At 70.6% G+C, this 5,330-nt stretch carries 6 protein-coding genes; 4 read left to right on the top strand and 2 right to left on the bottom strand.

Annotated elements, in window-relative coordinates; all coding sequences use genetic code 11:
* The 4 genes from ACXJKL_RS13655 to cls form a co-directional block, all read left to right on the top strand.
* Positions 1-780, top strand: a 780-nt coding sequence (locus tag ACXJKL_RS13655; protein WP_457207588.1) for an ABC transporter ATP-binding protein, incomplete at its 5' end; no start/stop codon positions are given.
* Positions 777-1,442 carry an ATP-binding cassette domain-containing protein gene (locus ACXJKL_RS13650; RefSeq protein WP_457207587.1) on the top strand — a complete coding sequence of 222 codons (666 nt, stop codon included), beginning with the start codon at positions 777-779 and terminating at the stop codon, positions 1,440-1,442. The genes ACXJKL_RS13655 and ACXJKL_RS13650, both read left to right, overlap by 4 nt.
* Positions 1,443-1,492: 50 nt before the next feature.
* Positions 1,493-2,251, top strand: a complete 759-nt coding sequence (locus ACXJKL_RS13645) for an aminoglycoside adenylyltransferase domain-containing protein (protein WP_457207586.1) — start codon at positions 1,493-1,495, stop codon at positions 2,249-2,251.
* Positions 2,252-2,503: 252 nt separating this feature from the next.
* Entirely contained in the window at positions 2,504-3,973 is a 1,470-nt protein-coding gene (gene cls / locus ACXJKL_RS13640; protein WP_457207585.1) for a cardiolipin synthase, read from the top strand.
* A gap of 14 nt (positions 3,974-3,987) precedes the next feature.
* On the opposite strand, the gene ppk2 is transcribed toward cls, so the two are convergent.
* The gene (gene ppk2 / locus ACXJKL_RS13635) at positions 3,988-4,833 is read right to left on the bottom strand and encodes a polyphosphate kinase 2 (protein WP_457207584.1); all 846 of its coding nucleotides are present in this window, start codon (positions 4,831-4,833) and stop codon (positions 3,988-3,990) included.
* 96 nt (positions 4,834-4,929) lie between these two features.
* A complete protein-coding gene (locus ACXJKL_RS13630; RefSeq protein WP_457207583.1) occupies positions 4,930-5,067 on the bottom strand; it encodes a hypothetical protein in 138 nt (45 codons plus the stop codon).
* Positions 5,068-5,330 lie beyond the last annotated feature (263 nt).

Here is a 5,330-nt window from a genome sequence, read left to right as displayed (position 1 = left end):
GTCGAGGAGCGCGACGTCGCCGCGCTCTCCGGCGTCGACCTGGACGTCGCGGCCGGCGAGATGGTCGGCCTGCTGGGACCGTCCGGGTCGGGCAAGTCGACCCTGATGAACCTGCTGGCCGGCGTCCTGCGGCCGAGCGCCGGCATCGTCCTCGTGGGCGACACGGACGTGTCCGCCGCACCGCCGCGCGACCTCGACCGGTTGCGCGCGACCGAGATCGGCCTGATGGTGCAGGGCGCGGGGCGCAACCTGCTGCCCGACACCACGCCCGACGACAACGTCCGATTCGCCCAGCACCCGGCACGGCGGGCCGGGCGGCCCCTGAGCGACCCGGGCGAGGTGCTCGACGAGATCGGGCTCGCCGACCATGCCGATCGGCCGCTGAGCGAGCTGACGCCCGGCGACCTCCAGCTGGCCGCGGTCGCCGTCGCGATCTCCACCCGCCCCGGCCTCCTGCTGTGCGACGAGCCCACCAGCCAGCTCGACCATGCCGCGCGTGACCGGGTCCTGGCAGCGCTCGCCCGGGTCAACCGCACCTACGGCACGACCGTCGTCCTGGTCACCCACGACCCCGCCGTCGCCCGGGTGCTGCCGCGCACGGTCACGATCCGCGACGGCCGGATCGGCGGCGAGGGTCGCAGCGGCGAGGAGTACGCCGTCGTGACCGCCGACGGGTTCCTGCCGCTGCCGGGCCATGCCCGCGACCGGTTGCCGCCGGGGACGCTGGTCAGGCTCCACGAGGTCGGCGACCACTACGAGCTCCGGGCGCAGCGACCATGAGCGAGCTGCAAGCGGTCGGCCTGAGCGTCGCCTACGGCGAGACCGTCGCCGTGCATCCGCTGGACCTGCGGGTCCCCGCGGGGCGGATGCTGTCGGTGACCGGTCCGTCGGGCGCCGGCAAGTCCTCCCTGCTGTGGGCCCTGGCGGGTGCCCTCCGTCCCGCCGCGGCCTCGGTGACCGGCACGGTCCACGTCGACGGCGCCCGGCTGGAYGACCGGGAGGGCGCGGCCACGGCCGGGGTCGTCCTCGTCCCGCAGCGCAACGGCCTGGGCGGCGCCCTGTCCGCCGAGGAGAGCCTGCTGGTGCCGCTGCTCGGGCTCGGGGTTCCGGTCCGCGAGGCGTTGCGCCGCATCGACGACTCGCTCTCGCGGGTCGGCCTGGCCGGGTCCGGCCGGCATCTCGTCGACCAGCTCTCCGGCGGCCAGCAGCAGCGGGTGGCGCTGGCGAGGGCCTTCGCCCTGCGCCCGGCGGTGCTGCTCGCCGACGAGTCGACCAGCGACCTGGACGCCGACAACCGGGAGCTCATGATCGCGGCCCTGCGGGAGGAGGCCGCGCGCGGCGCCTCGGTCGTCCTCGCCACCCACGACCTCGAGGCCGCGGCCGAGGCCGACGCCACGCTCGCCCTGGACGAGGGCGTGGCCACCTGGGTCCACTCGCCCTGAGAGGGCAGGCCGCCGCTGTCCGTCCGGAGGGGTGACGCCACACTTCGAGCATGGAACCAGTGGTGGCCGAGCTGCACCGACGCATCGTGCGGGATGCGCCTGGCGATCCCGTCGCCCTCTACCTGACAGGCTCCTACTGCGATGGAGGACTCCGTCCGGACAGCGACCTCGACGTCCTGCTGGTGACTCGCCGGTCGCTCGGCACCGACGAGCGCCGGCACCTGGTCGACGACCTGCTGCGCTGCTCGGGACGTCGCGCCACCGTGCGTCCCGGCCGTCCGATCGAGCTGACGTCGCTCGTCCTGGACGACATCGAGCCGTGGCGCTACCCCGCCACCTGCGACTTCCTGTACGGCGAGTGGTTGCGAGACGACTACGAGGCCGGCGCGCTACCTGGACGCGAGATCGACCCGAACCTCCCCGTCCTGCTCACCTCCGCCAGGCAGCACTCGGTGGTGCTGTGCGGGCCTGCGCTCGACGGACTCATCGACCCGGTGCCGACAGCAGACCTCAGGCGATCGCAGCTGGACGCCCTGCCCGAGCTGCTCGACGACCTCGTCGGCGACGAGCGCAACGTCCTGCTGACGCTGGCCAGGATGCTCCACACCCTGCAGACGGGACGCATCGTCGCGAAGGACGAGGCGGCCTCCCACGTGGTTCCCGCTCTCACCAGCGGACAGGCCGAGACGCTCCGGCTCGCCGCACGGGCCTATCGGGGCGAGGTCCTGGACGACTGGAGCGACCGGCGCCATGAGGCGGCCGCCGTGGCGGAGGCCCTTGCGCACCGCGTCCGCGAGCTGCCTCGTTGACCGGACGCGGTGCCGCGGGTCAGTGCAGGTGCATGTGGGCGGCATCGGCCTTGCCCCTGGGCATCCAGGCGGCGGCCACCGCCGCGAACACGAGGGCCGTGACGTGCCTGCCGCCACGGCGGCGGCTCCGGATTCCCCCGGGTGACGTTCCACGACGGGTGACGCGACGTGGCAGACCGGACTGCTTCGATCGGCCACGGGACGTCGCACCGGCCGGAGCGGCCGCCCATTCCGAGGAGAAGCCCGATCAGCATGCTGACAGCCAACTCCAGTGCGCCGCTGTGGGTCACGCTCGCGGCCGTGCTGCTCGACCTGGCCATCAAGGTCGCGGCCCTGGGGTTCATCCCGCAGAACCGGCGGCCCTCGTCCGCGATGGCGTGGTTGCTGCTGGTGTACCTCATCCCCTTCCTGGGACTGCTGCTCTTCTTCGCCCTGGGGAGCACGACGGTGGATCGGGGTCGACGCCGGATCCACCGAGAGGTCAACGCGTTCGTCCACGAGCGGTTCGCCACGGTCGTCGCACCGCAGACCGCGGACGTCGAGCCGAAGTGGCTGCGCACGGCCATCACGATGAGCCAGAGCCTGGGCACCCTGCCCTGCACCTGGGGAAATGAGGCAGAGCTCTTCACCGACTACGGGGAGTCGATCGCCGCGATGACCACCGAGGTCGACAAGGCGCAGAAGTTCGTCAACGTCGAGTACTTCATCATGGCGTGGGACGACGTGACGGGTCCGTTCTTCGAGGCCTGCGCCCGTGCGGTGGAGCGCGGGGTCACGGTGCGCGTGCTGTTCGACCACGTCGCCACGCGCGGCATCCCCGGCTACAAGGAGATGAAGCCCAAGTTCGACGAGGCAGGCTTCCTGTGGCACCCGATGCTGCCGATCATGCCTCTCAAGGGCCGGTGGCGTCGGCCGGATCTTCGCAACCACCGCAAGATCCTGGTGGTCGACGGGCTCGTCGCGATGACCGGATCACAGAACCTCGTCGAGCCGGGCTACAACAAGCCCAAGAACCACCAGGCCGGCCGGGAGTGGCGAGAGTGCACGGTCCGGCTGACCGGCCCCACGGTGACGAAGCTCAACGTGGTCTTCGCCACCGACTGGTACGTCGAGACGCACGAGATCCTGGACCAGGACGAGTTCGCGCAGGAGGAGGTCACCCACTCAGCAGGGGTTGCCTGCCAGGTGGTGCCGAGCGGCCCCGGCTTCTCGCACGAGAACAACCTCAGGTTGTTCAACACCATGATCTACGGAGCGCAGCACCGGCTGTCGATCACCAGCCCCTACTTCGTGCCCGACGAGTCGTTGCTGTACGCCATCACGACCGCGGCCCAGCGGGGCGTGGAGACCGAGCTGTTCGTCTCCGAGGCCGGCGACCAGTTCATGGTCTACCACGCTCAGCGGTCCTACTACCAGGTGCTGCTCGAGGCCGGCGTGCGCATCTGGCTGTACCCCCCGCCGTACATCCTGCACTCGAAGCACTTCTCGGTCGACGACGACGTCGCGGTCATCGGATCCAGCAACATGGACATGCGCTCGTTCGGGCTCAACTTCGAGGTCTCGACCATGTGCTTCGGCGGCGACTTCGTGCGGGAGATCCGCGAGGTCGAGGACCACTACCGCTCCATCTCCCGCGAGCTGACCCTCGGCGAGTGGACGAACATCCCCCTGAAGGACCGCTACATCGACAACGTCATGCGGCTCACGTCGGCGCTCCAGTGAGCTGAGCGGTCGCCTCAGAAGCGCGCCGGGACGTGGTGCAGGGCCAGCTCCGGCTCGACGTAGCCGCGACTCCTGGGCTTATGAGGCATCACCACCTCCTGGGCAGGCAGCGGCTCGTACGGGATCTGGTCGAGCAGGTGCGAGATGATGTTGAGCCGGCCGCGCTTCTTGTCGTTGTTGTCGGCGACGAACCACGGCGCCCACTCCGTGTCGGTGGCGGCCAGCATCGCGTCCCGGGCCCGGCAGTAGTCGAAGTGGCGGTGGTAGGAGGCCAGGTCGGTGGGCGAGAGCTTCCAGACCTTCCGGGGGTCCTCGATGCGGTTCTCGAGCCGTCGGGTCTGCTCGTCGACACTGACGTTGAGCCAGTACTTGACCAGGAACATGCCGCTGTCGACCATCGCCTTCTCCACCGCAGGCACCTGCTCGAGGAACCGTTCGGTCTGCTCCGGGGTGCAGTAGCCCATCACCGGCTCGACGCCGGCGCGGTTGTACCAGCTGCGGTCGAACACCACGACCTCCCCGGCCGAGGGGAAGTGCGCGATGTAGCGCTGGATGTACATCTGCGATCTCTCACGCTCGGTCGGGGCAGGCACCGCGACGTGCTTGAACACCCGGGGGCTCGTGCGCTCGGTGATCCGCCGGATGGTCCCACCCTTGCCCGCCGAGTCCAGGCCCTCGAAGACGATGCAGATCCTGGCGCCCGTGGACCTGACCCACTCCTGCAGGGCCACCAGCTCACCCTGCAGCCGCCGCATGTCCTTCTCGTACTGCTTCTTCTTCATCTTCGCCCGCTCGGGCGACGCATCCTGCGCCGACGCCTCGGACGTCTGCAGGTCAGGAGTGGATGAGAGCGCGGCCATGCCCGCACCTGCCTTCCGCCGGGTGGGTCTCCTTGGATGGTCCTGCGGGCGCCGGCGGCCGGGCAGGGTCCAAAGGCCCCCGGCAAGGGCCGAAGGTCAGCCGGCGCTCGCGTCGTCGAGGCACATGATGTTGCCCTCGCCGTCCTTGAACCAGGCGGCGCGGCCCATCCCCGCCAGCGTGGCGACGTCGTCGTCCCACGTCACGCCGGGCATGTCGTAGTGCTCGAACGCCACGCCCTTCGCCTTCAGCTCACGCACCTCGTCGGCGACGCTGCCGAAGGCCGAGCATGTCGGCGTAGAAGCGTCGCGCCCGGTCGAGGTCCGAGACGGGAACGTTGGCGGTGACCTTGCTGTCGCTCAGCATGGCTACTCCTCCGGGTCGGGAAGTGCCCGAGCCGCTTCCGTTCCACGGCAGTGCCGGGTGGCCCGCGTGACTACGCCCCGTCCCGGGTCGCAGGCGACCCCGGCCACCGCAGGCGAGCCACGAAGACCCGGAC

The organism is Nocardioides sp. P5_C9_2 (genome assembly GCF_054049555.1).
Note: the sequence above shows the minus strand (reverse complement) of the source record. Positions and strands in the feature narration are given on the sequence as shown.